This is a genomic window from Streptacidiphilus anmyonensis, from assembly GCF_000787855.1.
Lineage (GTDB): Bacteria > Actinomycetota > Actinomycetes > Streptomycetales > Streptomycetaceae > Streptacidiphilus > Streptacidiphilus anmyonensis.
This window is the reverse complement of the sequence record NZ_BBPQ01000016.1, coordinates 32,539-56,647: the sequence shown is the minus strand read 5'-3', so window position 1 is coordinate 56,647 and position 24,109 is coordinate 32,539. Positions and strand designations below refer to the sequence as shown.

Genomic DNA, 24,109 nt, shown 5'->3' with positions numbered 1-24,109 from the left:
GGGGAGAGGCAGGAAGGGGACGGCGGGCCCCCTCCGAGGAGGGAGCCCGCCGCAACGTTTCTGCAGACGGCGCGGGGCCGTCCGGGATCAGACCGCGTCGTCCTCGCGGACCGCGCGGCGCGCGTCCGGGTCGAGGACGCCCCAGCTGATCAGCTGGTCGACGAGGAGCGAGGCCGGCTGGTCGTAGATGACGGCGAGGGTGCGCAGGTCGTCCTGGCGGATCGAGAGCACCTTGCCGTTGTAGTCGCCGCGCTGGCTCTGGATGGTGGCCGCGTAGCGCTGCAGCGGACCGGCCTTCTCGGAGGGGACCTGGGCGAGCCGCTCCAGGTCCAGCACCAGGCGCGGCGGCGGCTCGGCCGCACCGCCCGGGGTGCTGCCCGGCAGCAGCTCCTGCACCGGCACGCCGTAGAACTCCGCCAGCTCGGCGAGGCGCTGGACCGTCACCGCGCGGTCGCCGCGCTCGTAGGAGCCGACGACGACGGCCTTCCAGCGGCCCTGGGACTTCTCCTCGACGCCGTGCAGGGAGAGCCCCTGCTGGGTGCGGATCGCGCGCAGCTTGCCGCCAAGCTGTTTCGCGTAGTCGCTGGACAATGTGTCTCCCCGGACGTTAAGTGCAAAACAAGTGCTGATGATCACTGCTCTGCCTGGCCTGTGACGGCCGGGACGGCGCGAACCCCACTACGACACAGGGCGCTTCGTCGCTTGGCCGTAACTGAGTGTGAGGTTACGCAGAGTGATATGCGTTCGTCAAGCCGAACGGGGCAGCCGTGTGACTCTCCGGTAACCAGGCGACTCGCCGCAGGTGGGCCAGGGTGCGCCGGGGCCCCGTGTGATCGCCCTGGTAGGGTTGACGGCGGCTCCCCGACGTGCGTCCGGTTCCGGCGCGCGGCGACTGCCCCATCCGTAGACATCCTTTAAGGCCCGTCCCGTGAGGCGGGGAAGGAGGTCGGCTTCGGCATGACCACTGCTGCCCAGCGACAGGTGCTGGACCAGGGCGACATCGCCCGGTCCCTGACCCGGATCGCCCACGAGATCGTCGAACGCACCAAGGGCGCCGACGACGTCGTCCTGCTCGGCATCCCCACCCGCGGCGCCCATCTGGCCCGCCGCCTGCACCGCAAGCTCGCCGAGATCACCGGCCACGAGCTGCCCGTGGGCACCCTCGACATCACCATGTACCGGGACGACCTCCGGCTGCGGCCCGCGCGGGCCCTTGAGCACACCGAGATCCCCGGCGACGGCATCGACGGCAAGCTCGTCGTCCTCGTCGACGACGTCCTCTTCTCCGGCCGGACCATCCGTGCCGCCCTCGACGCGCTGGCCGATCACGGCCGCCCGCGCGCCGTCCAGCTCGCGGTCCTGGTCGACCGCGGCCACCGCGAGCTGCCCATCCGCGCCGACTACGTGGGCAAGAACCTGCCCACCTCGCTGCGCGAGTCCGTGAAGGTCAAGCTGGACGAGAAGGACGGCGTCGACGCGGTCCTGCTCGGGGGGTCCGCAGAATCGAACGCGTCGTCGGAAGGCCAGAGCAGTTGAAGCGCCACCTCATCTCCACCGCGGACCTGACCCGCGAGGACGCGCTGTTGATCCTGGACACCGCCGAGCAGATGGCCCAGGTCTCCACCCGTTCCGTCAAGAAGCTCCCCACCCTGCGCGGCCGGACCGTGGTCAACCTCTTCTTCGAGGACTCCACCCGCACCCGCACCTCCTTCGAGGTCGCCGAGAAGCGGCTGTCCGCCGACGTCATCAACTTCTCCGCCAAGGGCTCCTCGGTCTCCAAGGGCGAGAGCCTCAAGGACACCGCGCTCACGCTTCAGGCCATGGGCGCCGACGCGGTGGTCATCCGCCACAGCGCGTCGGGCGCGCCCAAGCTGCTGGCCGACTCGGACTGGCTGCACGGCAGTGTCGTCAACGCCGGTGACGGCACCCACGAACACCCCACCCAGGCGCTGCTCGACGCCTTCACCATGCGCAGCCACCTGAACCCGGGCGTCGGCCACGACCTGGCCGGCCGCCGCGTGACCATCGTCGGCGATGTGCTGCACAGCCGGGTCGCCCGCTCCAACGTGCACCTGCTGCACACCCTCGGCGCCGAGGTCACCCTGGTCGCGCCGCCCACGCTGATGCCCTTCGGCGTCGAGACCTGGCCCTGCCAGACCAGCTACGACCTGGACGCGGCCCTCACCAAGGCCGACGCGGTGATGATGCTGCGGGTCCAGCGCGAGCGGATGAACGCCGCCTTCTTCCCGACCCAGCGCGAGTACACCCGCCGCTACGGCCTGGACGCCCGCCGCCTGGCGCTGATGCCGGAGCACGCGCTCGTGATGCACCCCGGCCCGATGGTGCGCGGCATGGAGATCGAGTCGACCATCGCCGACTCCGACCGCGCGGTCATCGTCGAGCAGGTCGCCAACGGCGTGAGCGTCCGCATGGCCGTCCTCTACCTGCTGCTCGGCGGCTCCGAGCCCGCGATCACGACTTCTTCCTTCGAGGAGACCGGCAAGTGAACTACCTGATCCGCAACGCCCGCATCCTCGGCGGGGAGCCCCAGGACATCCGTGTCGCCGACGGCGTCTTCGCCGAGATCGGCGCGAACCTCGACGCGCACGAGGGCGAGCAGGAGATCGCGGCCGACGGCCTGATCGCCCTGCCCGGCCTGGTCGACCTGCACACCCACCTGCGCGAGCCGGGCCGCGAGGACGCCGAGACCGTCCTGACCGGCACCCGCGCCGCCGCGAAGGGCGGCTTCACCGCCGTCCACGCGATGGCCAACACCTTCCCCGTCGCCGACACCGCGGGCGTCGTCGAGCAGGTCTGGCGGCTGGGCCGCGAGTCCGGCTACTGCGACGTGCAGCCGATCGGCGCCGTCACCGTCGGCCTGGAGGGCAAGCAGCTCGCCGAGCTCGGCGCGATGGCCGACTCCGCCGCGCAGGTCCGGGTCTTCTCCGACGACGGCAAGTGCGTCGACGACGCGGTGATCATGCGCCGCGCGCTGGAGTACGTGAAGGCCTTCGGCGGCGTCGTCGCCCAGCACGCGCAGGAGCCGCGGCTGACCGAGGGCGCGCAGATGAACGAGGGCGTCGTCTCCGGCGAGCTGGGCCTGGCCGGCTGGCCGGCCGTCGCCGAGGAGTCGATCATCGCCCGCGACGTGCTGCTCGCCGCGCACGTCGGCTCGCGCCTGCACGTGTGCCACCTCTCCACGGCCGGTTCGGTGGAGATCATCCGCTGGGCCAAGGCGAAGGGCTGCGACGTCACCGCCGAGGTGACCCCGCACCACCTGCTGCTGACCGACGAGCTGGTCCGCTCCTACGACGCCGTCTACAAGGTCAACCCGCCGCTGCGCACCGAGGCCGACGTGCTGGCCCTGCGCGAGGCGCTCGCCGACGGCACCATCGACATCGTCGCCACCGACCACGCGCCGCACCCGGCCGAGGACAAGCAGTGCGAGTGGTCCGCCGCGGCCATGGGCATGGTCGGCCTGGAGACGGCGCTGTCCGTCGTCCAGTCCGCGATGGTCGACACCGGCCTGATGGGCTGGGCCGAGGTCGCCCAGCGGATGTCCGCCAAGCCCGCCGCGATCAGCGGCATCCCCGGCCACGGGCGGCCCGTCTCGGTGGGCGAACCGGCCAACCTGGTGCTGTTCGACGATCAGTACCGTGGCGCGGTGAACCCCGACTCCTTCGCCACCCGCAGCCGCAACACCCCCTACCGGGGCCTGGACCTGCCCGGACGCGTCGTCGCCACCTTCCTGCGCGGCGAGGCCAAGGTGCTCGACGGAGAGCTCGTATGAGCCACAACCCCTCCCTCGCGGCCCTGCTCGCCGAGGCTCCGCACTCCGCGCCGGTCACCCACGTGGGCGACCTGGTCGGCTGGGTCATCGGGATCCTGCTGGTCATCGCGCTCGCCTACTGGCTGATGCGCCAGGGCTGGAACTGGCGCAAGACCGTCCAGTCGGGTCTGCCGGAGCCCGCCGCCGTGCCCGCGCGCACGACGGAGACGATCCTGGAGACCGAAGGCCGCTACGCCGGCACCACGACCGCCGGGGACTGGCTGGACCGGGTCGCCGCCCACCGTCTGGGCGAGCGCAGCCTGGTTGAGCTGACCCTCAGCGCCGAGGGCCTGAAGGTGGTCCGCCCCGCCTCGCAGAGCTTCTTCGTCCCGGTGGGCGACCTGCGCGGCGCCCGCCTGGACAAGGGCATCGCCGGCAAGGTCTTCCCCGAGGGCGGCCTGCTGGTGGTCACCTGGCAGCTCGGCGACAAGCTGCTCGACTCCGGCTTCCGGGCCGACCGGTCGGGCGACCACGACAACTGGGTCACCGCGATCGAGGTGCTGATCAAGGCACACGACAAGGTGACGCACGAGAACAACGACAAGAACGTGGAAGGCGCATGATGACCGCACCCGCCCGCACCACGGCGCGACGCGAGCGCGTCCCGGCCGCCTACGTCCTCGAGGACGGCCGGATCTTCCGCGGCCAGGCCTACGGCGCCGTCGGCGAGACCTTCGGTGAGGCCGTGTTCAACACCGGCATGACGGGTTACCAGGAGACCCTCACCGACCCCTCCTACCACCGCCAGATCGTGGCCATGACGGCCCCGCAGATCGGCAACACCGGCGTCAACGACGAGGACCCGGAGTCGTCCCGCATCTGGGTCGCCGGCTACGTCGTGCGCGACCCCAGCCGGATCTCCTCCAACTGGCGTGCCACGCGCTCGCTGGACGAGGAGCTGCAGGCGCAGGGCGTCGTCGGCATCAGCGGCATCGACACCCGCGCGCTCACCCGCCACCTGCGCGAGCGCGGCGCGATGCGCGCCGGCATCTTCTCCGGCGAGGCGCTCGCCGACGACGCGGCGATGCTGGCGCGCGTCCGCCAGGCCCCGCAGATGGAGGGCGCGGACCTGTGCGGCGAGGTCGCCACCGGCGAGGTCTACGTGGTCCCGGCCATAGGTGAGAAGCGCTTCACCGTGGCGGCGCTGGACCTGGGCATCAAGGGCATGACCCCGCACCGGATGGCCGAGCGCGGCATCGAGGTGCACGTGCTGCCCGCGAACGCCACCGCCGAGGACGTCTACGCCGTGGGAGAGAACGGCCCTGACGGTGTCTTCTTCTCCAACGGCCCCGGCGACCCGGCCACCGCCGACGCCCAGGTGGCCGTGCTGCGCGAGGTGCTGGGCCGCAGGACGCCGTTCTTCGGCATCTGCTTCGGCAATCAGCTGCTCGGCCGGGCGCTCGGCTTCGGCACCTACAAGCTCAAGTACGGGCACCGCGGCATCAACCAGCCGGTGCAGGACCGCACCACCGGCAAGGTCGAGGTCACCGCGCACAACCACGGCTTCGCCGTGGACGCGCCGCTCGACAAGGTCTCCGAGACGCCCTTCGGCCGCGTCGAGGTCTCGCACGTGTGCCTGAACGACGACGTGGTCGAGGGCCTGCAGTGCCTGGACCAGCCCGCGTTCAGCGTCCAGTACCACCCGGAGGCGGCGGCCGGTCCGCACGACGCCGCCTACCTGTTCGACCGCTTCTTCGCTCTGATGGAGGGCCAGCGTGCCTAAGCGCACCGACATCCAGTCCGTTCTGGTCATCGGTTCCGGCCCGATCGTCATCGGTCAGGCGGCCGAGTTCGACTACTCCGGCACCCAGGCCTGCCGCGTCCTCAAGGCCGAGGGCCTGCGGGTGATCCTGGTCAACTCCAACCCGGCCACGATCATGACCGACCCGGAGATCGCCGACGCGACCTACGTCGAGCCGATCACCCCCGAGTTCGTCGAGAAGATCATCGCCAAGGAGCGCCCCGACGCCCTCCTGCCGACGCTCGGCGGCCAGACCGCGCTCAACACCGCGATCTCGCTGGCCGAGGCCGGGACGCTGGAGAAGTACAACGTCGAGCTGATCGGCGCCAACGTCGAGGCGATCAACAAGGGCGAGGACCGCGAGCTGTTCAAGGGCGTGGTCGAGGCCGTCAAGGCCCGGATCGGCCACGGCGAGTCGGCCCGCTCGGTCATCTGCCACACCATGGACGAGGTGCTCGCGGGCGTCGACACGCTCGGCGGCTACCCGGTCGTGGTCCGCCCCTCCTTCACCATGGGCGGCGCCGGCTCCGGCTTCGCCCACGACGAGGAGGACCTGCGCCGCATCGCCGGCCAGGGCCTGACCCTCTCGCCGACCACCGAGGTGCTCCTGGAGGAGTCCATCCTCGGCTGGAAGGAGTACGAGCTGGAGCTGATGCGCGACAAGCACGACAACGTCGTGGTCGTCTGCTCCATCGAGAACTTCGACCCGATGGGCGTGCACACCGGCGACTCGATCACCGTCGCGCCGGCGATGACGCTGACCGACCGCGAGTACCAGATCCTGCGCGACATCGGCATCGAGGTCATCCGCGAGGTCGGCGTCGACACCGGCGGCTGCAACATCCAGTTCGCGGTCAACCCCGAGGACGGCCGGGTCATCGTCATCGAGATGAACCCGCGCGTCTCGCGCTCCTCCGCGCTCGCCTCGAAGGCCACCGGCTTCCCGATCGCCAAGATCGCCGCCAAGCTCGCCGTCGGCTACACCCTCGACGAGATCCCGAACGACATCACCGAGGAGACCCCGGCCTCCTTCGAGCCCACCCTCGACTACGTCGTGGTCAAGGTCCCGCGCTTCGCCTTCGAGAAGTTCCCGGCCGCCGACGCCACGCTGACGACGACCATGAAGTCGGTCGGCGAGGCCATGGCGCTCGGCCGCAACTTCCCCGAGGCGCTCAACAAGGCGCTGCGCTCGCTGGAGAAGAAGGGCAGCCAGTTCGACTTCGTCTCCGAGGTCGGCGACAAGGCGGAGCTGCTGGCCAAGGCCGCGATCCCGACCGACGGCCGGATCAACACGGTCATGGACGCGATCCGCGCCGGCGCCACGCCGGAGGAGGTCTTCGAGTCCACCAAGATCGACCCGTGGTTCGTCGACCAGCTCTACCTGATCCACGAGCTCGCCGAGGAGCTCGCCGAGGCCGACAAGCTCGACCCGGAGCTGCTGCGCCACGCCAAGCGGCACGGCTTCTCCGACCAGCAGATCGCCGAGATCCGCGGCCTGCGCGCCGACGTCGTCCGCGAGGTCCGGCACGCGCTGGGCATCCGCCCGGTCTACAAGACCGTCGACACCTGCGCCGCCGAGTTCGCCGCGAAGACCCCGTACTTCTACTCGTCCTACGACGAGGAGACCGAGGTCGCGCCGCGCACCAAGCCCGCCGTGATCATCCTGGGCTCCGGCCCGAACCGCATCGGCCAGGGCATCGAGTTCGACTACTCCTGCGTCCACGCCTCCTTCGCGCTCAGCGAGGCGGGCTACGAGACCGTGATGGTCAACTGCAACCCGGAGACCGTCTCCACCGACTACGACACCTCCGACCGCCTGTACTTCGAGCCGCTGACGCTCGAGGACGTGCTGGAGATCGTCCATGCCGAGGAGCAGGCCGGTCCGGTCGCGGGCGTCCTGGTCCAGCTGGGCGGCCAGACCCCGCTGGGTCTCGCGCAGGCGCTCAAGGACAACGGCGTGACCATCGTCGGCACCTCGCCCGAGGCGATCCACCTCGCCGAGGAGCGCGGCGCGTTCGGCCGGGTGCTGGTGGAGGCCGGGCTGCCCGCGCCGAAGCACGGCACCGCCTTCTCCTTCGACGAGGCCAAGCGGATCGCCGACGAGATCGGCTACCCGGTCCTGGCCCGCCCGTCCTACGTGCTGGGCGGCCGCGGCATGGAGATCGTCTACGACGAGCCCTCGCTGGCCGACTACCTCAAGCGCCACGCGGGCCTGATCTCCGAGCACCCGGTGCTGATCGACCGCTTCCTCGACGACGCGATCGAGATCGACGTCGACGCCCTCTTCGACGGCGAGGAGCTCTACCTCGGCGGCGTGATGGAGCACATCGAGGAGGCCGGCATCCACTCCGGCGACAGCGCCTGCGCGCTGCCGCCGATCACGCTCGGCGGCTACGACATCAAGCGCCTGCGCGCGGCCACCGAGGCCATCGCCCGCGGCGTGGGCGTCCGCGGCCTGATCAACATCCAGTTCGCCATGGCCGGGGACATCCTGTACGTCCTGGAGGCCAACCCGCGCGCCTCCCGGACCGTGCCGTTCACCTCCAAGGCGACGGCCGTGCCGCTGGCCAAGGCGGCGGCCCGGATCTCGCTGGGCGCGTCCATCGCGGACCTGCGCGGCGAGGGCCTGCTGCCCAAGGAGGGCGACGGCGGCACGCTGCCGCTGGACGCGCCGGTCGCCGTCAAGGAGGCCGTGCTGCCGTGGTCGCGTTTCCGCGACATCCACGGGCGCGGCGTCGACACGGTGCTGGGCCCGGAGATGCGCTCGACCGGCGAGGTCATGGGCATCGACGCCGTCTTCGGCACGGCCTACGCCAAGTCGCAGGCGGGCGCGTACGGCGCGCTGCCGAAGACCGGCCGGGTCTTCGTCTCGGTGGCCAACCGTGACAAGCGCAACCTGGTGTTCCCGGCGCGCGCCCTGGTCGGCCTCGGCTTCGAGATCCTCGCCACCAGCGGCACGGCGGAGGTGCTGCACCGCAACGGCATCGACGCCACGGTCGTGCGCAAGCACAGCGAGGGGGAGGGCCCCGAGGGCCAGCGGACGATCGTCCAGATGATCCACGACGGGGAGATCGACCTGATCATCAACACCCCGTTCGGCACCGGCTCCCGCCTCGACGGCTACGAGATCCGCACGGCGGCTGTCGCGCGGTCGGTGCCGTGCCTGACGACGGTCCAGGCGATGGGCGCGGCGGTGCAGGGCATCGACGCGCTGCGCAGCGGGGATGTGGGCGTGCGGTCGCTGCAGGAGCACGCCGCTGCGCTCAACGCTTCGCGGTAAGGGGTGGGGGCGCGGGGAGCGTGTGCGGACCGTAGCCGGTTCTCGCGCAGTTCCCCGCGCCCCCAGGTGGTTGCAACCTAAGGCCAGGATTCTTTGTACAAGCTCTTCTTCAACCTCGTCTTCAAGCGGCTGGACCCGGAGAAGGCCCATCACCTGGCCTTCTTCTGGATCCGTCTCGCCTCGTCCATCCCCGGGCTGCGGAACCTCGTCGCGGGCGTGCTCGCGCCGCGCGACCCCAAGCTCCGCACCAAGGCGCTGGGCCTGGACCTTCCCGGCCCCTTCGGGCTTGCCGCCGGGTTCGACAAGAACGCGGTGGGGATCGACGGGCTGACGATGCTCGGGTTCGACTACGTCGAGATCGGGACCGTCACCGCGCAGGCGCAGCCGGGGAACCCCACCCCGCGGCTGTTCCGGCTGATCGAGGACCGCGCGCTGATCAACCGGATGGGCTTCAACAACGAGGGCTCCGCCGCCGTCGCGGCGCGCCTCGCCCGGCGGCCGAAGAGCTCGAAGGCCGTCGTCGGCGTCAACATCGGCAAGACCAAGGTCGTGCCCGAGGCCGAGGCCGTCGGCGACTACGTCACCTCGACCGAGCGGCTCGCCCGCCACGCCGACTACTTCGTCGTCAACGTCAGCTCGCCGAACACCCCCGGCCTGCGCAACCTGCAGGCCGTGGACCAGCTGCGGCCGCTGCTGACGGCCGTTCGGGAGACCCTCGACGCCACCGCCACCGGGCACGTCCCGCTGCTGGTGAAGATCGCGCCGGACCTCGCGGACGCCGACGTCGACGCCGTCGCCGACCTGGCGCTGGAGCTCCAGCTCGACGGCATCATCGCCACCAACACCACCATCGGCCGCGAGGGCCTGCGCGCCGACGCCGCGAAGGTGGAGGGCATCGGCGCCGGCGGCCTCTCCGGTGCGCCCCTCAAGGCACGTGCGAGCGAGGTGCTGGAGCGTCTGTACGCCCGCTCCGAGGGCCGGATCACGCTGGTCGCCGTCGGCGGGATCGAGACCGCCGAGGACGCGTGGCAGCGCATCCTCGCCGGGGCGTCGCTGGTCCAGGGCTACTCGGCCTTCATCTACGAGGGCCCGTTCTGGTGCCGTCGCATCCACAAGGGGCTTTCGGCGCTGCTGGCCGCGAGTCCGTATGCGACCCTGGGGGACGCGGTCGGCGCCGCCGCCCGCCGCTGACCGATCCGACGGGCTCCGACTGAGAGGCGAGCAGGCACGATGGCGCACCCGGTGCAACGGCAGGCCGAGATCGTCGAGCTCTCGCCGGTGGGTGCCTACCACCGGCTCGTGCTGCGGGCCGAGGGGATCGCGGAGCGCGTGCTGCCCGGTCACTTCGCCGCGCTCGCGGTGGACCGCGCCGACGGGTCGCTGCTGCTGCGCCGGCCCTTCTTCGTCCACCGCGCCGACCCGGCGGAGGCCACCGTCGAGGTGGTCTTCGCCGAGGCCGGGCGCGGCACCAGGGCGCTTGCGCGGCAGCGCGTCGGCGACGTCGTGGACGTGGTCGCGCCGCTCGGGAACGCCTTCCCGATCCCGACGGGGCCCGCGTCCGCGCTGATGGTGGCCGGCGGCTACGGAGGCGTGCCGCTGTTCGGCCTCGCGGAGCGGATCACCGAGCAGGGCGGCTCCGTCGGCTTCATCCTCGGCGCGTCGACAGCCGACCGACTCTTCGGCGTCGAGCAGGCCAGGGCGTTCACCCCCGACGTGCTGGTGACCACCGAGGACGGCAGCTACGGGATACGCGGGCAGATCACCCTCCCGCTCACCGAGGCGATGCGCGCCATAGAGGCGCGCGTCGTCTACGCCTCCGGGCCGACGGGCATGCTGCGGGCCGTCGCCGAGGTCTGCGCACGCGAGGGCGTGCGCTGCTTCACCGCCGTCGAGCAGACGATGGCCTGCGGCGTCGGCGTCTGCATGAGCTGCGTGCTGCCGGTCGTCGGCGAGGACGGGGTCAGCCGGCTGGTGCGCTCCTGCGTGGACGGGCCCTGCCTCGACGGTTCGCGGGTGCGCTGGGAGGACATCGGCGCGGTCCCGCCGGACCTCGAGGGCGCCGCGGCGATGGGAGGGTGCTGAGATGACCGGCGCTGACAGGACCGTCTTCGTGAACACCGCCGCCGCGAGCACCGGGGGCACGGGCGTGCCCTCCGAGTCCGTCGACCTGACCGCGCCGTTCGGCGGCGGCACCCTGCCGAACCCGGTGACCACCGCGTCCGGCTGCGCCGGCTACGGGCGGGAGCTGGCCAAGTTCCTGCCGCTGGCGGAGCTCGGCTCGATCACCACCAAGACGATCATGCCTGCCCCGCGCTCCGGGCGGCCCACGCCCCGGATGGCGGAGACGCCGAGCGGGATGCTGAACGGCATCGGCCTCCAGGGTTCCGGGATCGAGCACTTCGTCGCCAACGAGCTGCCCTGGCTGGCCGAGCGCGGCGCGCGGGTGCTGGTGTCCGTCGCCGGGGAGCGCGTCGAGGACTTCGCCGCGTGCGCGCGGGCGCTGAACGGGCAGCCGGGCGTGGTCGGGCTGGAGGTCAACCTCTCCTGTCCGAACGCCGACAACAGCGGCCTGGTCTTCGCCGCCAACCCCGCCACCGCCCACGACGTGGTGCAGGCCGTGCGCGAGGTCGCCGAGCCGACACTGCCCGTCTACGCCAAGCTGGCTCCCGACGTCACCTCCATCACCGACGTCGCCAAGGCGTGCGTCCGCGCGGGCGCCGACGGACTGTCGATGATCAACACCCTGCCCGGCGTCGTCATCGACACCGACACCCTGCGGCCGCACCTGGCCGGCGTCGTCGGCGGGCTCTCCGGCCCGGCGATCAGGCCGGTCGCGGTCGGCTGCGTCTACGCGGTGCACGCCGCGATGCGGGCGGGGGAGTGCGCCGCGGTGCCGATCCTCGGCATGGGCGGCATCCGCACCGGCCGCGACGCGCTGGAGTTCGTCCTCGCGGGCGCCTCCGGCGTGGCCGTGGGCACCGCGATCTTCAACGACCCCACGGCGCCGCTGCGCGTCCTGGACGAGCTGCGCGAGGCTCTCGCCGCGCGCGGCTTCGCCAAGCTGACGGACGCCGTCGGCCTGGCCCATCACCACTGAGAACACCGAGAAGAGGAACACCGAGAATGACCGCCCCCTTCGGAGCCCGGCTGCGCCAGGCCATGGACGACCGCGGCCAGCTGTGCGTCGGCATCGACCCGCACGCGGCGCTGCTCAGCGCCTGGGGTCTCGGCGACGACGTCGACGGTCTGGAGCGCTTCTCGCGGACCGTCGTCGAGGCGCTGGCCGACCGTGTCGCGGTACTGAAGCCGCAGGCGGCCTTCTTCGAGCGGTTCGGCAGCCGCGGCGTCGCCGTGCTGGAGCGGAGCGTCGCCGAGGCGCGCGCGGCCGGTGCGCTGGTGGTGATGGACGCCAAGCGCGGCGACATCGGCTCGACCATGGCCGCCTACGCGGAGGCGTTCCTCTCCGAGTCCAGCCCGCTCTTCTCCGACGCGCTGACCGTCTCGCCCTACCTCGGCTTCGGCTCCCTCCAGCCCGCCGTGGACCTGGCCCGCAAGAGCGGCTCCGGCCTGTTCGCCCTGGCGCTGACGTCCAACCCGGAGGGCGCCTCGGTCCAGCGCGCGGTCGGCGCGGGAGGCCGCACGGTCGCGCAGTCGATCCTGGCCCAGCTGGCCGCCGAGAACGCCGGCGCCGAGCCGCTCGGATCCTTCGGCGCGGTGGTCGGCGCCACGCTGAGCGACGTGGACGAGGCGGACCTGGTGATCAACGGTCCGCTGCTGGCTCCGGGCGTCGGCGCCCAGGGCGCGACCATGGCGGACATTCCGCTCGTCTTCGGTGCGGCCGCGCCGAACGTGGTGCCGAGCGTGTCCCGGGACGTGCTCAAGCACGGCCCCTCCGTGCAGGGGCTGCGGGACGCCGCGGAGCGCTTCGTCGAGGAGATCCGGGCGGCCGTCCAGGCGTGAAGATGTCGTGAACGGCCGGTGAGGGCGCTGAGCTGCGTCTTCGCCGACCGTTCCGTTTTGTACCGAAAAATCCGTCCCGATCGCCTTGGAAGCGGTCCTGAGCAGGACTTTTCTGCTCTTTTCCCTGACGGAAGGCCTGAACAGCGGTAGGGTCCGGCCATAGGCAGTGAGGGAAGGGCCCTTCCCCCACCGACCTGCACAAAGTCCTGTTCCATTCATTCGAAGTACTGAGGTGAACGGCGTGGCACTTCCGCCCCTTACCCCTGAGCAGCGCACGGCTGCGCTCGCCAAGGCAGCTGAGGCTCGCCGGGAGCGCGCCGAGATCAAGAACCGGCTCAAGCACAGCGGCGCCTCCCTGCACGAGGTCATCAAGGCGGGCCAGGAGAACGACGTCATCGGCAAGATGAAGGTCTCCGCCCTGCTGGAGTCGCTCCCGGGCGTCGGCAAGGTCCGGGCGAAGCAGATCATGGAGCGTCTCGGCATCTCCGAGTCGCGCCGGGTCCGCGGTCTCGGAACGAACCAGATCGCCTCGCTGGAGCGCGAGTTCGGCGGCGCTGCCTCCTGACCCCGCTCGCTCCTGCGGCCCGGTGGTTCGAGAACCCTCGCGGTTCCTGGATAATCGGTGCATGAGTGAACGTCCGCGGCTGACCGTGCTCTCCGGCCCCTCCGGGGTCGGCAAGAGCACGGTCGTCGCTCATATGCGCAAGGCACACCCGGAGGTCTGGCTCTCCGTCTCCTGCACCACCCGCAGGCCGCGGCCCGGGGAGAAGAACGGCGTCCAGTACCACTTCGTCGACGACGACCACTTCGACAAGCTGATCGCCAACGGCGAGCTGCTGGAGTGGGCGACCTTCGCCGGCAACCGCTACGGCACGCCCCGGATGGAGGTGCTGCGCCGCCTGGAGTCCGGCGAACCCGTGCTGCTGGAGATCGACCTCCAGGGCGCGCGCCAGGTGCGCGAGTCCATGCCGGAGGCGCAGCTCGTCTTTCTCGCGCCCCCGTCCTGGGAGGAGCTGGTCCGCCGCCTCACCGGCCGCGGCACCGAATCCCCCGAGGTCATCGAGGAGCGGTTGGCCACGGCCCGGGTGGAGCTCGCGGCCGAGAGCGAGTTCGACACGACCCTTGTCAACACCTCCGTCGAGGATGTAGCGGCCGAGCTGCTAGCCTTGATGAGCGTAGTGTGATCTTTTTTCTTTCTTCTTTCGTTCGGAAGGTTCCCGCGTGTCCTCTTCGATGACAGCGCCCGAAGGCATCATCAACCCGCCGATCGATGAGCTGCTCGAGGCCACCGACTCCAAGTACAGCCTGGTGATCTACGCGGCCAAGCGCGCGCGCCAGATCAACGCCTACTACTCGCAGCTCGGCGAGGGCCTGCTGGAGTACGTCGGCCCGCTCGTCGACACCCACGTGCACGAGAAGCCGCTGTCGATCGCGCTGCGCGAGATCAACGCCGGTATGCTCACCGCCGAGGCCGTCGAGGCGCCGCAGTAGTCGGAGCCGGGCCCAGGGCTTGGATCGCCGCGGAACGTCGGATCAACCCGGCGGTCCGCGGCGATCTGTTGTTTCGGCTGTGATCGGAGTGGGTCGGGGTGTCCGGTAAGAACGTGGTCCTCGGGGTCAGCGGCGGGATCGCCGCCTACAAGGCGTGCGAGCTGCTGCGGCGCTTCACGGAGTCCGGGCACGCGGTCCGCGTGGTGCCGACCGACTCGGCGCTGCACTTCGTCGGCGCGGCCACCTGGTCCGCCCTGTCGGGGCAGCCGGTGTCGACCGAGGTGTGGGAGACCGTCCACGAGGTCCCGCACGTGCGGATCGGGCAGAACGCCGACCTGCTGGTCGTCGCCCCCGCCACCGCCGACATCCTCGCGAAGGCCGCGCACGGCCTCGCCGACGACCTGCTGACCAACACCCTGCTCACCGCCCGCTGTCCGGTCGTCTTCGCCCCGGCCATGCACACCGAGATGTGGGAGCACCCGGCCACCCAGGAGAACGTCGCCACGCTGCGTCGTCGCGGTGCGATCGTGATCGAGCCCTCCGTGGGTCGGCTGACCGGCGTGGACACCGGAAAGGGCCGCTTCCCGGAGCCGGAGGCGATCTTCGACCTGTGCCGCCGCGTGCTGGACCGGGGTCCCGGGGCGACGGCCGCGGACCTGGCCGGCCGTCACGTGGTGGTCTCCGCCGGCGGCACGCGTGAACCGCTCGACCCGGTGCGGTTCCTCGGCAACATCTCCTCCGGCCGCCAGGGCTACGCGATCGCCGCCGTCGCCGCCGCGCGCGGGGCCAAGGTGACGCTGATCGCCGCCAACACCGAACTGCCGGACCCGGCCGGGGTGGACGTGGTCCGCGTCGGCACCGCGCTGGAGTTGCGGCAGGCCGTGCTGGGCGCGGCCTGGACCGCCGACGCGGTCGTCATGGCGGCGGCCGTCGCCGACTTCCGGCCCGCCACCTTCGCCGCACAGAAGATCAAGAAGGTCGAGGGCGTCGAGCCGGCCCCGGTCGAACTGGTCCGCAACCCCGACGTGCTGGCCGAGATCTCGGCCGAACGCCTGCGTCCGGGACAGGTGGTGGTGGGCTTCGCCGCCGAGACCGACAACGCGCTCGTCAACGGCCGCGCCAAGCTCGCCCGTAAGAAGTGCGATCTTTTGGTCGTCAACGAAGTGGGCGAGGACCGCGCCTTCGGCAGTGCCAACAACGAGGCCGTGGTACTGGGCTCCGACGGTTCGGAAACGCCGGTTCCGTACGGGCCGAAAGCGGCCCTGGCCGACCTCCTGTGGGATCTGGTGGCCGCGCGACTCGCCTGATCAGAGCAGGTGGTGGGGCCTGCGGGACGGGCCGGTGCCCGAAAGGTGATCCACAACATGAGATCGGGTGGACGCAAATCGCGGTCCGTTCGTTACACTCCGGTCAGTAGTTCTCCACGTCTTTCCGGACCGCCGGGCAATCCCGCCCGACCGGTTCAGTCAGCAGCCGCTGCAACCCAGGGAGCGCTGTGTCTCGCCGCCTGTTCACTTCCGAGTCTGTGACCGAGGGTCACCCGGACAAGATCGCTGACCAGATCAGCGACACCATCCTCGACGCCCTGCTGAAGGACGACCCGTCCTCGCGCGTCGCCGTAGAGACCCTGATCACCACCGGCCAGGTGCACGTCGCCGGCGAGGTCACCACGACCGCCTACGCGCCGATCGCCCAGCTGGTGCGCGACAAGATCCTGGAGATCGGTTACGACTCCTCCAAGAAGGGCTTCGACGGCGCCTCCTGCGGCGTCTCGGTCTCGATCGGCGCGCAGTCCCCGGACATCGCCCAGGGTGTCGACTCCGCGTACGAGAACCGCGTCGAGGGCGACGAGGACGAGCTGGACAAGCAGGGCGCCGGCGACCAGGGCCTGATGTTCGGCTACGCGTGCGACGACACGCCCGAGCTGATGCCGCTGCCGATCTACCTGGCCCACCGGCTGTCGGCCCGCCTGTCCGAGGTCCGCAAGAACGGCACCATCCCCTACCTGCGCCCGGACGGCAAGACGCAGGTCACCATCGAGTACGACGGCGACAAGGCGGTCCGCCTCGACACCGTGGTCGTCTCCTCGCAGCACGCCTCGGACATCGACCTCGACTCGCTGCTGACGCCGGACATCCGGGAGTTCGTCGTCGAGCCGGAGCTGAAGGCGCTGGCCGAGCGTGGCATCGAGCTCAGCACCGAGAGCTACCGGCTGCTGGTCAACCCGACCGGGCGTTTCGAGATCGGCGGCCCGATGGGCGACGCCGGCCTGACCGGCCGCAAGATCATCATCGACACCTACGGCGGCATGGCCCGCCACGGCGGCGGCGCCTTCTCCGGCAAGGACCCGTCCAAGGTCGACCGCTCCGCCGCGTACGCGATGCGCTGGGTCGCCAAGAACATCGTCGCGGCCGGTCTGGCCAAGCGCGCCGAGGTCCAGGTCGCCTACGCCATCGGCAAGGCCGAGCCGGTCGGCCTGTTCGTGGAGACCTTCGGTACCGAGACCGTCCCGGTCCTGAAGATCCAGGCCGCCGTGACCAAGGTCTTCGACCTGCGTCCGGCCGCCATCATCCGCGACCTGGACCTGCTCCGCCCGATCTACTCCCAGACCGCCGCCTACGGCCACTTCGGCCGTGAGCTGCCGGACTTCACCTGGGAGCGCACCGACCGCGTCGAGGCCCTGCAGAAGGCCGTCGCGGAGTAGTCCCGAGCGGCTCCGAGCAGCTCTTCGTGCTCCGAAAGGGGTGCGCGGCCACGGCCTCGCACCCCTTTTCGCATGCCATTTCCGGCAACGGAACGTGGTGGGGCGACAGCGGAGCGCGAGACCGGGCGTGAGCTGGGCCACACGGAATCCGGGCCTACTAGCGGGAATAGGAGACCTCGCCCGTCGGACTAAGCGTCAGCATGCCGATAAGTCCGATTTGTCCACTATCGGGGGTCGTAATAGGGCCCCTTGCGCCTTTTGGGCCAGTTCCCGCAGGGTGGTTGATGTCAGGCCGCACCGGCTGGGCGCAAGCCCCCGGAGCCCCGAGCGATCGGGTGCCTGACGCCCTACCCCCTAGCAAAGAGGTTCTGCTTCCGCATGGCTTTCAAGATTCGTTCGCTGCGCACCCTGTCCGCCTCGATCGCCGGCGCCGGCATCCTCGCCTCCGCCGCCGTCATGGGCGTCGGCGGTGCCGCCCACGCCGCCACGGCCATCGCGCCGACCGAGGCGCAGTCGCTCGCCGCGTCGATCGTGCCGGCCAACCAGCTCGCCTCCTTCGACCAGATCATCTCCCACGAGAGCGGCTGGAACGTCACCGCGACCAACGCGTCCTCCGGCGCCTACGGCCTGGGTCAGGCCCTGCCGGGCAACAAGATGGCGTCCGTCGGCGCCGACTGGCAGACCAACGCGACCACCCAGATCAAGTGGGCGCTGAGCTACATGAACTCCACCTACGGCAGCCCGAACGCCGCCTGGTCGTTCTGGCAGACCCACGGCTGGTACTGATCGAGCCGACAGCGCACCAACCTGAGGCAGGGCCCGTCCGATCGGACGGGCCCTGCCTCTTTGTCGTCCGGGGACGCGGAGGGACGGGGAGCGACGCGGAGGGACGCGCCGGATCAGGCGAAGGTTCGGCGCAGGTGCGCCGCGAGGCGTTCCGGGACGGCCGGGTGGAAGCGTCCGGAGAGGTAGCCGTCCGGGCGGACCAGCAGCGCCTCGCCGTCACGCGGCGCGTACGCGTCTTGGAACCCGCCCGCCACGTCGCGCACCCGTGGCGGACGCAGGCCCACCGGGCGGGCGTCCTCCGGCACCTCCGCCGCGGTGACCAGGTAGGCGTCGAGCAGGCCGTGGGCCGCGCGGCGCGCCTCGGCGGCGCAGGCCGCGAGCCGGTCGGCGGCGTCGCCCGAGGCGTGCTCCGGGCCCGCGAACAGCAGCAGCACGTGCCGCGGGGTGCGCAGCAGGTCGAACAGCCGGTGCGGGTAGGTGGCGAGGTCACCGACGAGGCCGTGGCAGTCCGGCGCCCGCTCGCCGGGGGCGGGACCGGGCGGGGGCGTGCGGTCCGCCGGGTGCGGCTGGATCAAGGGGCTGTCCGGGTAGGCGACCAGCAGCTGGGCCTGGCGCCGCAGCACCGTCTCGGCGTCGTCCCCGGGGCCGCCGAGACCGGAGCGGGCGTGACGCACGGTGCGGTCGACCACCTCCCTCCCGACCGGGTGGCGTTCGGCGTGATAGCTGTCCAGCACCTCCTCCGTGGCCAGCCCGCGCACGGCCAGGGCCAGCTTCCAGGCGAGGTTGTAGGCGTCCTGCACGCCGGTGTTCAGACCCTGTCCGCCGACCGGCGGGTGGATGTGCGCGGCGTCCCCGGCGACGAAGATCCGGCCGCTGCGGTAGCGGTTCACCAGGCGGTGGCCGATCCGGACAGTGGACGACCAGCGCAGCGTGGAAGCCGTGGTCGGCTCCGGGGACAGCCGGTCGAGTACGGCCTGGATCTGCCCGAGGTCCGGTCCGCGACCGTCTCCCAGACCGTGGATGATCCCGTCCCGCGCGTTCGAGCCGCCGTCGCCCTCGGCCTCGGCGGAGGGGCGCAGCATCGACAGCCAGTAGCGCCGCCTCCCCGGCAGCGGGATGCAGACGAGCATGTCGTCCATCGCCCCGTCGGTGTCCAGGTGCACGGACCGCACGCTGTAGCCGGAGGGCACGTCCCAGTCGACCTCGACATCGCCGACCATGTGCTGCTGAGGGAAGGCGTCGCCGTCGAAGCTCAGCCCCGCCGCCTTGCGGACGACGCTGCGCGCGCCGTCGCAGCCCACGACGTACCGGGCGCGCAGCCGCTCGGTCCGGCCGTCGGCGTGGGCGAGGACGGCCTCGACCTCGTCCGGGTGCGTCTCCACCGAGCGGAGCTCGGTCGGCCGCTCCACCTCCGTTCCGAAGCGCGCCAGATGCTCGGCGAGCAGCCGCTCGGTCGCGCACTGGGGAAGCGTCGCGAAGGGGTAGGGGACGTCGGGCGGCAGAGCCAGCTCGACCCGGGGGCCCGGCTTGCCGTCGATGAAGACCAGCTGGCCCAGGTGCGGCACCGCCTCGTCCAGCACTCCGCGGACCAGGCCCATCGCGTCCCACACCTCCAGCGTCCGGGGCTGGACGCCGATGGCCTTGGCGTACGGGACGGGGACGGCGAGCCGGTCGACGATGCGGCAGTCCACTCCGTGTCGCCGCAGCTCGGCAGCCGCCGTCAGGCCCACGGGGCCGGCGCCCACCACGAGTACGTCGACATCCGCCATCGTCAGGCTCCCTCGTCGTCCGCAGCGGCCCCGCGCCGGTGTGCCCCACCAGGTTCCGTCGACCCGTCAGGAGCCGCCACCGCGCACCGAGTCGGCCGTCACCGCAAGTGACGAGAGGGGATGTCGTCGTGGCGGCGCTTACGCCTCGTCCTCCGCGCAGATCGCCGAGACGAACTCCGCGACGCGCGCCTGCGGCATGTGGCGCGCCACGTCCGCCTCGCTGATCATGCCGATCAGCTTGTGGTCGGGGTGGTCGATCACCGGCAGCCGCCGGACCCGGTACTGCTCCATCACCCGCAGCACCTGTTCGATGTCGTCCTCGCCCTCGATGGTGAGCGGGCGGCCCTCGGCCATCTCGCCCGCCGTGGTGGCGGACGGGTCCAGGCCGGCCGCGATGCACTTCACCACGATGTCGCGGTCGGTGATGATGCCGAGCAGCTTGTCGTTCTCGCCGCAGATGGGCAGGGCGCCCACACCGCGGTCCCGCATGAGCTTGGCCGCCGTGGCCAGCGACTCGTGCTCGGTGACGCACTGGGCGCCGGGGTGCATGATCTCCTGGGCTGTGGTCATCTTGCGGCCTCCTGTGGTGCACGGCCAGCAGTCACCACCATCGTAGGCTTCCTCGGATGAGCCCACGCCCCACGGTGCTGCGCACCGACCGCCTGCGACTGCTACGTCCTGCTCCCGAGGATCTCGCCGCCGTCACGGCCCTCCACGGCGATCCGGAGACCAACCGCCACAACCCCGACGGCCCCACCTCCCCGGAGACGTGCGAGCGCTGGCTCGCCGCGTGGCACGCGAACTGGGAACGGGACGGCTTCGGCTACTTCTGCGTGTTCGCCGACGAGGCGCCGGGGGAGCTGCTCGGCGTCGCCGGCCTCAAGGTCTCCACCACCGCGCTGCCCGGTGGGGTCGAGGTCCCCGTGCGCAACCTGTACTACCGGTTCCGGCCCGCGGTCTGGGGGCGCGGCCTGGCCGCGGAGGCGACCGGCGCGGCACTCGACCACGTCCGCACGCTCCGTGCCGACCTGCCCGTCTGCGCGGTCATCCGCGCGGGCAATCTGCCCTCGCGCCGGCTCGCGGCGCGCCTCGGCCTGCACGAGACCGGCGAGGTGGACGCGGCGGGCCGCCACGTCCACCTGCTGGGCGCGCCGGGCTCGCGGCTCGGATAGGCGGTCAGAAGCCGCGCAGGCGGCGGCTGCGCCGACGGCGGCGCAGCAGGAGCAGGGCGGCGAGGGTCAGCGCGGCGAGCGCGCCGATCGCGAGGGGCTCCGCGATCCCGTCGCCCGGTTGCGACAGCCCCGACTGGTGGAAGGTGTCCGGTTCGGCCAGGGCGGCCCAGTGGCCGAGCGGCCACACCACGACGTCGGCGCGGCCGACCACGTCCGAGACGGGCACGAAGCCGCCGCCGTTGCCGCGCAGACGCTGCGTGCGCGAGTCCGCCGAGTCGTCGCGGTGGTCGCCCATCACCCACAGGTCGCCCTTGGGCACCACGACGGTGCCGACCGCGTCGTCGTCGCACGGTGTCGCGCCCGGGTAGAGGTAGGGCTCGTGCAGGACGACGCCGTTCACCCGCAGCGGCTGGCCCGCCCGGCAGTCGACGGTGTCACCGGCGACCGCGATCACCCGCTTGATCAGGTAGCTCTCGTCGGCGGAGGGCATCAGCCCGATGTCGCTGAGCGCGTTCTGCACGTCGTACCCGAAGCCGCTGTGCGGGGCCGGCGCCTCGGCGGTGCCGTCGAGCCAGTGCCCCGGGTCCTTGAACACCACCACGTCCCCGCGGGCGGGCGTGGACCCGAACCACGGGCTGAACTTGTCCACGAGCACGCGGTCGCCCTTGATCAGGGTGCTGTTCATCGACCCCGAGGGGATCGAGAAGGCCTGGAAGAAGAAGGTCTTCACCAGCACCGCGATGACGACCGCGGCGACGATGACGACGACGGACTCGCGCAGGAACGATCGCCCGCCACGCCGGGATTCAGCCACTGTGTTCCCCCCACCGAGATGTGACCCCGCCCATTCAACGCGGGTGAGTTCCCGGCGCGGCCGGAGCGCGAAGGAGTGCGGAAGGAGCGTGGCCCGGTGTCCGGCCGGATGCGCGCGCGACCCCTCGCCAGCAAGGTCTGAACCGTGGTTCACTTCTTGTATGGCCTACCGGGAGACCCCTGCCGTGCGGATGCGGCTCGACGCCGCGCGCGAGCGGCTCGTCACCGAGGCGACGGCCGTCGTCGCCGAGGTGGGGTGGGCCGGCGCGTCGGTCGGCGCGGTCGCCGCCGCCGCGGGGATGTCCGCCGGGTCGGTGTACCAGCACTTCGCCTCGAAGACCGCGCTCGCGGTCGAGGTGTTCCGACGTGCGGCCGGGCGCGAGGTCGAGGTGCTCGGCGCGGTGCTCCGCGACGGCGCGGGAGACGCCGTCGCCCGGCTGGCCTGCGGCGTCGAGGTCTTCGCGCGGCGCGCCTTCGAGCGGCGCGGGCTCGCCTACGCGCTGCTCGCCGCACCCGCCGACGAGGCGGTCTGCGCGGAGCGGCTGGAGTTCCGCCGCCGCTACCGCGCCCTCTTCGCTGAGGTCGTGCGTGAGGGCACGGCCGCCGGGCTGCTGCCGCCGCAGGACCCCGAGGTGACCGCCGCCGCGCTGACCGGCGCGGTCGGCGAGGTGCTGGTCGACCCGCTCGCCGTCCCGAGCGGCGACGCCGCCGCGGAGGCGCTGCTCGCCGAACTGACCGCCATGGCGCTGCGCTGCGCCGGAGCAGGAACCGTCAAAGGAACGGCACGCCCAGGAGGCAACGATGACCGCTGACACGCCGCGCAGCGAACCCCTCGCCCGCACCCACGAGGTGACCAACCAGCCCCCGCCGCTGGCCGGTCACGACGTCGCCGCCGACCCGGTGCTGCTGGAGGGCCTGCACCGCGAGGGCGCCGGGTGGTACGAGGACGACCTGCACCGGGTCGGGCTCCTGGCCGGCAGCGAGGAGGTCCAGCACTGGGCCGACCAGGCCAACCGCCACGAGCCGGAGCTGCGCACCCACGACCGGTACGGCCACCGCGTCGACGAGGTCGAGTTCCACCCCGCCTACCACCGGCTGATGGACGTCGCCGTGCGCGAGGGCCTCGCGGGCGCGCCGTGGGCCGACCCCCGGCCCGGCGCCCATGTGGCGCGCGCGGCGGGCTTCATGGTGTGGAGCACGCCCGAGTCCGGCCACGGCTGCCCGGTCTCGATGACCTACGCCGTCGTCCCCGCGCTGCGGTCCCAGCCCGAACTCGCGGCACAGTACGAGCCGTTGCTGACCAGCCGGGTCTACGACCCGGGCCTTTCCGCCCCCTTGGGCAAGCGCGGCCTGCTGGCCGGGATGGGCATGACGGAGAAGCAGGGCGGCACCGACGTCCGGGCCAACACGACGACCGCCGCCCCGAGCGCGGACGGCAGTTGGCGACTGCGCGGCCACAAGTGGTTCACCAGCGCCCCGATGAACGACGTCTTCCTGGTGCTGGCCCAGGCCCCCGGCGGGCTCTCCTGCTTCCTGGTGCCACGCGTGCTCCCGGACGGCAGCCGCAACACCTTCCGGATCCAGCGTCTCAAGGACAAGCTCGGCAACCGCTCGAACGCCAGCAGCGAGCCGGAGTTCGACGACACGGTGGCCTGGCTGGTCGGCCCGCAGGGGCAGGGCGTGCGGACCATCATCGGCATGGTCGCCGCGACCCGGCTCGACTGCGTTCTCGGCTCGGCGTCCGGCATCCGCGCCGCGCTCGCCCAGGTCGACCACCACGTGCGCCACCGCTCGGTCTTCGGCGCGAAGTTGATCGACCAGCCACTGATGCGCAACGTCGTCGCCGACCTCGCGCTGGAGTCCGAGGCCGCCACGACGCTCGCGCTGCGGCTCGCCGGCGCGACCGACCGCGCCGCACAGCGCGGCGACGCGCAGGAGCGGGCGTTCCTGCGGCTCGCCACGGCCGTCGGCAAGTACTGGGTCTGCAAGCGTCAGCCGGTCGCCGTCGCGGAGGCGCTGGAGTGTCTGGGCGGCAACGGCTATGACGAGGCGTCAGGGATGCCGCGGCTCTACCGCGACGCGCCGCTCAACGGCATCTGGGAGGGCTCCGGCAACGTCCAGGCCCTCGACGTGCTGCGGGCGCTGGCCCGCGAGCCGGAGGCGGTGCACGCCTTCGCCGCCGAGATCGAGGCGGCGAAGGGCGCCGACGCCCGCCTCGACGCCGCATGGGAGCAGGCCCGTGCCCAGCTCACCGCCGCCGCCGCGGCCGCGCCCGGCGACGTCCAGTACGGCGCACGCCGTCTGGTCGAGTCCCTCGCGCTGGTGCTCCAGGGCTCCCTCCTGGTCCGCCACGCCCCGCACGACGTCGCGGACGCCTTCTGCGCCTCCCGCCTCGGCCCCGACCGCGGCCTCGCCTTCGGCACCCTGCCCGACGGCGTGGCCCTGGAGAGCCTGCTCGCCCGGACCCCCGCGGGCCTGCGGCGCTGACGGCAGGGGGCTGCGGGCGCTGGCGGGGGGCACGCGGGCGCGGGCGGGGCACGCGGGGCGGCCGGATCGCCGTGGGC

Annotated in this window: 23 protein-coding genes; 19 read left to right on the top strand and 4 right to left on the bottom strand. The window is 71.9% G+C overall.

The annotated features are described in order from the left end of the window. Nucleotides 1-87: 87 nt before the first annotated feature. Complete coding sequence (gene bldD, locus TR50_RS17175) at nucleotides 88-591, bottom strand: transcriptional regulator BldD (protein ID WP_037606436.1); 504 nt, start codon at nucleotides 589-591, stop codon at nucleotides 88-90. Nucleotides 592-957: 366 nt separating this feature from the next. Here bldD and pyrR point away from each other — a divergent pair, with 366 nt between their 5' ends. The 16 genes from pyrR (at nucleotide 958) to TR50_RS17095 (ending at nucleotide 17,791) form a co-directional block, all read left to right on the top strand. Further along, nucleotides 958-1,536: a bifunctional pyr operon transcriptional regulator/uracil phosphoribosyltransferase PyrR gene (pyrR, locus tag TR50_RS17170; RefSeq protein ID WP_042421710.1), complete on the top strand. Its 579-nt coding sequence runs from the start codon at nucleotides 958-960 to the stop codon at nucleotides 1,534-1,536. Continuing rightward, on the top strand, nucleotides 1,533-2,507 hold the full coding sequence (locus tag TR50_RS17165; protein ID WP_042421708.1) for an aspartate carbamoyltransferase catalytic subunit: 975 nt from the start codon (nucleotides 1,533-1,535) through the stop codon (nucleotides 2,505-2,507). Before pyrR ends, TR50_RS17165 begins: the two co-directional genes overlap by 4 nt. Further along, entirely contained in the window at nucleotides 2,504-3,790 is a 1,287-nt protein-coding gene (locus TR50_RS17160; RefSeq protein ID WP_042421701.1) for a dihydroorotase, read from the top strand. The genes TR50_RS17165 and TR50_RS17160 overlap by 4 nt, the downstream gene beginning before the upstream one ends. Then, entirely contained in the window at nucleotides 3,787-4,392 is a 606-nt protein-coding gene (locus tag TR50_RS17155; RefSeq protein ID WP_042421698.1) for a PH-like domain-containing protein, read from the top strand. The genes TR50_RS17160 and TR50_RS17155 overlap by 4 nt, the downstream gene beginning before the upstream one ends. After that, the gene (carA, locus tag TR50_RS17150; protein WP_042421697.1) at nucleotides 4,392-5,552 is read left to right on the top strand and encodes a glutamine-hydrolyzing carbamoyl-phosphate synthase small subunit; all 1,161 of its coding nucleotides are present in this window, start codon (nucleotides 4,392-4,394) and stop codon (nucleotides 5,550-5,552) included. The genes TR50_RS17155 and carA overlap by 1 nt, the downstream gene beginning before the upstream one ends. Continuing rightward, nucleotides 5,545-8,850 (top strand): carbamoyl-phosphate synthase large subunit, encoded by a 3,306-nt coding sequence (gene carB / locus TR50_RS17145; protein WP_042421695.1) that lies wholly within the window; start codon nucleotides 5,545-5,547, stop codon nucleotides 8,848-8,850. Before carA ends, carB begins: the two co-directional genes overlap by 8 nt. A 93-nt stretch (nucleotides 8,851-8,943) precedes the next feature. Beyond that, nucleotides 8,944-10,041: a quinone-dependent dihydroorotate dehydrogenase gene (locus TR50_RS17140; RefSeq protein ID WP_042421693.1), complete on the top strand. Its 1,098-nt coding sequence runs from the start codon at nucleotides 8,944-8,946 to the stop codon at nucleotides 10,039-10,041. 39 nt (nucleotides 10,042-10,080) lie between these two features. After that, the gene (locus TR50_RS17135) at nucleotides 10,081-10,932 is read left to right on the top strand and encodes a dihydroorotate dehydrogenase electron transfer subunit (protein ID WP_042421691.1); all 852 of its coding nucleotides are present in this window, start codon (nucleotides 10,081-10,083) and stop codon (nucleotides 10,930-10,932) included. A 1-nt stretch (nucleotide 10,933) separates the two neighbouring features. Beyond that, nucleotides 10,934-11,947, top strand: coding sequence for a dihydroorotate dehydrogenase (locus TR50_RS17130; RefSeq protein ID WP_084700469.1), 1,014 nt, complete (start codon nucleotides 10,934-10,936; stop codon nucleotides 11,945-11,947). A 26-nt stretch (nucleotides 11,948-11,973) separates the two neighbouring features. Beyond that, on the top strand, nucleotides 11,974-12,810 hold the full coding sequence (gene pyrF, locus TR50_RS17125; protein WP_042421690.1) for an orotidine-5'-phosphate decarboxylase: 837 nt from the start codon (nucleotides 11,974-11,976) through the stop codon (nucleotides 12,808-12,810). A 241-nt stretch (nucleotides 12,811-13,051) separates the two neighbouring features. Beyond that, nucleotides 13,052-13,375, top strand: coding sequence for an integration host factor, actinobacterial type (gene mihF / locus TR50_RS17120; protein ID WP_042372926.1), 324 nt, complete (start codon nucleotides 13,052-13,054; stop codon nucleotides 13,373-13,375). 61 nt (nucleotides 13,376-13,436) lie between these two features. Further along, complete coding sequence (gene gmk / locus TR50_RS17115) at nucleotides 13,437-13,994, top strand: guanylate kinase (protein ID WP_042421688.1); 558 nt, start codon at nucleotides 13,437-13,439, stop codon at nucleotides 13,992-13,994. A 37-nt stretch (nucleotides 13,995-14,031) separates the two neighbouring features. Beyond that, nucleotides 14,032-14,301, top strand: a complete 270-nt coding sequence (rpoZ, locus tag TR50_RS17110; protein WP_042382490.1) for a DNA-directed RNA polymerase subunit omega — start codon at nucleotides 14,032-14,034, stop codon at nucleotides 14,299-14,301. A gap of 98 nt (nucleotides 14,302-14,399) precedes the next feature. Beyond that, nucleotides 14,400-15,608: a bifunctional phosphopantothenoylcysteine decarboxylase/phosphopantothenate--cysteine ligase CoaBC gene (coaBC, locus tag TR50_RS17105; protein WP_042421685.1), complete on the top strand. Its 1,209-nt coding sequence runs from the start codon at nucleotides 14,400-14,402 to the stop codon at nucleotides 15,606-15,608. 188 nt (nucleotides 15,609-15,796) lie between these two features. Further along, nucleotides 15,797-17,005: a methionine adenosyltransferase gene (metK, locus tag TR50_RS17100; RefSeq protein WP_042421683.1), complete on the top strand. Its 1,209-nt coding sequence runs from the start codon at nucleotides 15,797-15,799 to the stop codon at nucleotides 17,003-17,005. Nucleotides 17,006-17,383: 378 nt separating this feature from the next. Then, a complete protein-coding gene (locus tag TR50_RS17095) occupies nucleotides 17,384-17,791 on the top strand; it encodes an aggregation-promoting factor C-terminal-like domain-containing protein (RefSeq protein WP_042421681.1) in 408 nt (135 codons plus the stop codon). 113 nt (nucleotides 17,792-17,904) lie between these two features. Here TR50_RS17095 and TR50_RS17090 read toward each other — a convergent pair whose 3' ends face one another. After that, a complete protein-coding gene (locus TR50_RS17090) occupies nucleotides 17,905-19,560 on the bottom strand; it encodes an FAD-dependent monooxygenase (RefSeq protein WP_042421679.1) in 1,656 nt (551 codons plus the stop codon). Nucleotides 19,561-19,698: 138 nt separating this feature from the next. After that, nucleotides 19,699-20,130: a CBS domain-containing protein gene (locus TR50_RS17085; protein WP_042421677.1), complete on the bottom strand. Its 432-nt coding sequence runs from the start codon at nucleotides 20,128-20,130 to the stop codon at nucleotides 19,699-19,701. A gap of 56 nt (nucleotides 20,131-20,186) precedes the next feature. Between TR50_RS17085 and TR50_RS17080 the strand changes: the two genes are divergently transcribed. Next, nucleotides 20,187-20,732 (top strand): GNAT family N-acetyltransferase, encoded by a 546-nt coding sequence (locus TR50_RS17080; RefSeq protein ID WP_042421675.1) that lies wholly within the window; start codon nucleotides 20,187-20,189, stop codon nucleotides 20,730-20,732. A 4-nt stretch (nucleotides 20,733-20,736) separates the two neighbouring features. On the opposite strand, the gene lepB is transcribed toward TR50_RS17080, so the two are convergent. After that, the gene (gene lepB / locus TR50_RS17075; RefSeq protein WP_042421673.1) at nucleotides 20,737-21,546 is read right to left on the bottom strand and encodes a signal peptidase I; all 810 of its coding nucleotides are present in this window, start codon (nucleotides 21,544-21,546) and stop codon (nucleotides 20,737-20,739) included. A gap of 160 nt (nucleotides 21,547-21,706) precedes the next feature. On the opposite strand from lepB, the gene TR50_RS17070 reads away from it, so the two are divergent. Next, nucleotides 21,707-22,357 (top strand): TetR/AcrR family transcriptional regulator, encoded by a 651-nt coding sequence (locus TR50_RS17070; protein ID WP_042421671.1) that lies wholly within the window; start codon nucleotides 21,707-21,709, stop codon nucleotides 22,355-22,357. Beyond that, nucleotides 22,347-24,032, top strand: coding sequence for an acyl-CoA dehydrogenase family protein (locus tag TR50_RS17065; RefSeq protein WP_042421669.1), 1,686 nt, complete (start codon nucleotides 22,347-22,349; stop codon nucleotides 24,030-24,032). Before TR50_RS17070 ends, TR50_RS17065 begins: the two co-directional genes overlap by 11 nt. Nucleotides 24,033-24,109: the final 77 nt, after the last annotated feature.

What these genes read in the sequence shown, in the direction of transcription:
- pyrR (WP_042421710.1), top strand. Translation starts at nt 958, where the DNA reads ATGACCACTGCTGCCCAGCGACAGGTGCTGGACCAGGGCGACATCGCC.
- TR50_RS17155 (WP_042421698.1), top strand. Translation starts at nt 3,787, where the DNA reads ATGAGCCACAACCCCTCCCTCGCGGCCCTGCTCGCCGAGGCTCCGCAC.
- carA (WP_042421697.1), top strand. Translation starts at nt 4,392, where the DNA reads ATGACCGCACCCGCCCGCACCACGGCGCGACGCGAGCGCGTCCCGGCC.
- TR50_RS17135 (WP_042421691.1), top strand. Translation starts at nt 10,081, where the DNA reads ATGGCGCACCCGGTGCAACGGCAGGCCGAGATCGTCGAGCTCTCGCCG.
- TR50_RS17130 (WP_084700469.1), top strand. Translation starts at nt 10,934, where the DNA reads ATGACCGGCGCTGACAGGACCGTCTTCGTGAACACCGCCGCCGCGAGC.
- pyrF (WP_042421690.1), top strand. Translation starts at nt 11,974, where the DNA reads ATGACCGCCCCCTTCGGAGCCCGGCTGCGCCAGGCCATGGACGACCGC.
- gmk (WP_042421688.1), top strand. Translation starts at nt 13,437, where the DNA reads ATGAGTGAACGTCCGCGGCTGACCGTGCTCTCCGGCCCCTCCGGGGTC.
- TR50_RS17095 (WP_042421681.1), top strand. Translation starts at nt 17,384, where the DNA reads ATGGCTTTCAAGATTCGTTCGCTGCGCACCCTGTCCGCCTCGATCGCC.
- TR50_RS17090 (WP_042421679.1), bottom strand. Translation starts at nt 19,560, where the DNA reads ATGGCGGATGTCGACGTACTCGTGGTGGGCGCCGGCCCCGTGGGCCTG.
- TR50_RS17085 (WP_042421677.1), bottom strand. Translation starts at nt 20,130, where the DNA reads ATGACCACAGCCCAGGAGATCATGCACCCCGGCGCCCAGTGCGTCACC.
- TR50_RS17080 (WP_042421675.1), top strand. Translation starts at nt 20,187, where the DNA reads ATGAGCCCACGCCCCACGGTGCTGCGCACCGACCGCCTGCGACTGCTA.
- TR50_RS17070 (WP_042421671.1), top strand. Translation starts at nt 21,707, where the DNA reads ATGGCCTACCGGGAGACCCCTGCCGTGCGGATGCGGCTCGACGCCGCG.
- TR50_RS17065 (WP_042421669.1), top strand. Translation starts at nt 22,347, where the DNA reads ATGACCGCTGACACGCCGCGCAGCGAACCCCTCGCCCGCACCCACGAG.